Origin of the sequence: Dyella sp., from assembly GCF_035277725.1 — a bacterium.
GTDB lineage: Bacteria > Pseudomonadota > Gammaproteobacteria > Xanthomonadales > Rhodanobacteraceae > Dyella_B.
The window spans coordinates 1-2,043 of sequence record NZ_DATEJY010000218.1 but is presented as its reverse complement, the minus strand read 5'-3'; the positions used below and the strand labels follow the sequence as shown (position 1 = coordinate 2,043).

At 62.8% G+C, this 2,043-nt stretch carries 4 protein-coding genes; all 4 read right to left on the bottom strand.

The genetic code is table 11. The annotated features are described in order from the left end of the window. On the bottom strand, positions 1 to 798 hold a 798-nt coding region (gene fliP, locus VJR68_RS18235; protein WP_324150010.1), incomplete at its 3' end, for a flagellar type III secretion system pore protein FliP. Next, positions 795 to 1,181, bottom strand: a complete 387-nt coding sequence (gene fliO, locus VJR68_RS18230; protein WP_324150009.1) for a flagellar biosynthetic protein FliO — start codon at positions 1,179 to 1,181, stop codon at positions 795 to 797. The genes fliP and fliO, both read right to left, overlap by 4 nt. Continuing rightward, positions 1,178 to 1,528 (bottom strand): flagellar motor switch protein FliN, encoded by a 351-nt coding sequence (gene fliN, locus VJR68_RS18225; protein ID WP_324150007.1) that lies wholly within the window; start codon positions 1,526 to 1,528, stop codon positions 1,178 to 1,180. The genes fliO and fliN overlap by 4 nt, the downstream gene beginning before the upstream one ends. After that, positions 1,525 to 2,043 (bottom strand): flagellar motor switch protein FliM (locus VJR68_RS18220; RefSeq protein ID WP_324150006.1); only part of this gene is annotated, 519 nt, incomplete at its 5' end. The genes fliN and VJR68_RS18220, both read right to left, overlap by 4 nt.

The following is a 2,043-nucleotide window of genomic DNA, read 5'->3' as shown; positions in this document are numbered from 1 at the left end:
CAGCACGCTCGCCACCACGATGTCGATCACCAGGAACGGGATGAACAACAGAAAGCCCATCTGGAAGGCGGTCTTCAATTCGCTGGTGACGAATGCCGGCATCGCCACGCGGAACGGCACGTCATCCTTGCTGGCATAGGGCTGTTCCTTCGCCAGGCGCGTGAACAGCTGCAAATCCGCATCGCGCGTCTGGTCCAGCATGAAGTGCTTGAACGGTGCGGCGGCGGCGGGAATGGCAGCTTCCGCGCTGATCTGATGATCCATGTACGGCTTGACGCCATTTTCGTAAGCGCGGTTGAGCACCGGCGACATCACGAAGAAGGTAAGAAACAGCGCCAAGCCGAGCAACACCTGGTTCGGTGGCGTGGACTGCGTGGACAACGCCTGACGCAGAAAGCTCAGCACGATGATGATGCGCGTGAACGAGGTCATCATCAGCAATATCGCGGGCAGCAAGGTGAGCACGGTCATCAGTGCCACTACTTGCAGCGACAGGCTCCAGTTCTGGCCGCTGCCGGCGTTTTGAACGGTGAGGACGGGGATGCCCGCGGTTTGCGCTATCGGGGCAATGGGGGCGATGGGTGCAACCGTGGTCGACGTAGCGGTCGTCGCTGCGTGCACGCCAGACGAAAACAGTACAAACAACACCAGCAGCATCAAGCCAGCCAGCAACTTCCCAATCCCGTCACCCCGGCGCAAGCCGGGGCCCAGCGACTTTGCATGGGCCGCGGAAAAGTCGCTGGGCCCCGGCCTGCGCCGGGGCGACGGATGGTGGAATTCGCGTGCAACGCTATTCATGACTTCCGCCCCAACCGGCTCAACAACTCCGCAAAGGGCGGAACCGGTACTGGCGCCGGCGTGGCATCCACCGGCACCGTGCCTTCATACACATGCAGCGCGCGAATGCCGCCGGCACCCACGCCCACCAGCAGGCGCTTGCCATCGGCTTCGATCAGCAACACACGCTCGCGCGTGCTGATCGCCATCGTCTCGATGCAACGCAGGCGACGCCCGCCACCGACCTGCCGCGACTGCAAGCGACGCGTGAGCCAGCCCGCGGCAAAGATCAACGCCACGATCGCGCCCAGGCTCAACATCACGCGCAGCAATTCGCCGGTCACGTTGATATCGGGCACGCTCGCCGCTAGCGCGCGCGCCAATAAGCTCGATGCAATGCTCATCTCAGCTTGCGCACCCGTTCGGCCGGGCTGATCACGTCGGTCAGGCGAATACCGAACTTCTCGTTGATCACCACTACTTCGCCATGCGCCACCAGAGTGCCATTGACGAATACGTCCAGCGGCTCGCCGGCGGCGCGATCGAGTTCCACCACCGAGCCCTGGTTGAGCTGCAACAGGTTGCGGATGCTGATACGTGTGCGGCCGACTTCCATCGCCAGCGTCACCGGCACGTCCAGGATCATGTCCAGGCTGACGTCGGCCTTGTCTGCGCCCGCGCCGTTCAAGGCGTCGAACGGTGTGCCTTGTTCGCCGCTCACGAAGGGTGCGGAATCAAAATTCTGGCTCATGCGATTTTTTCCGGGGCAAAGTCGAAGTTGGTCAGTGGCGCGCGGCGGCCCGCGGCGGCCTTGTAGCGAACGGCGTAGCGGCCATTGGTCTGGCCGTATTCGCCGCGAAAGATCGGTACGTCTTCGGCAAACACCGTGGTGACGTCAGGCAGGCTGATCGGAATGACGTCGCCAATGCGCAAGCCCAGGAATTCACCGATGCTGATGCGCGTTTCCAGCAACAGCGAGGTGAGTTCCACCTCGGCATCCATGACTTCGTCATGCAGGCAGTGGATCCAGCGCTCGTCGCGTTCGCCCATGCGATCGCTCTGCACGCCGGCGTCGAGCATGGTGCGGATCGGCTCCACCATCGCGTACGGCAAGGTGAGATGCACTTCGCCGCCGCCGCCGTCGAGTTCCACATGGAAGCGCGACACCACCACGGTTTCGGTCGGGCTGACGATGTTGGCGAACTGCGGGTTGATCTCGGAGTTGATGAATTCGAACTGCACCTGCATCGCCGGCGCCCACGCCTC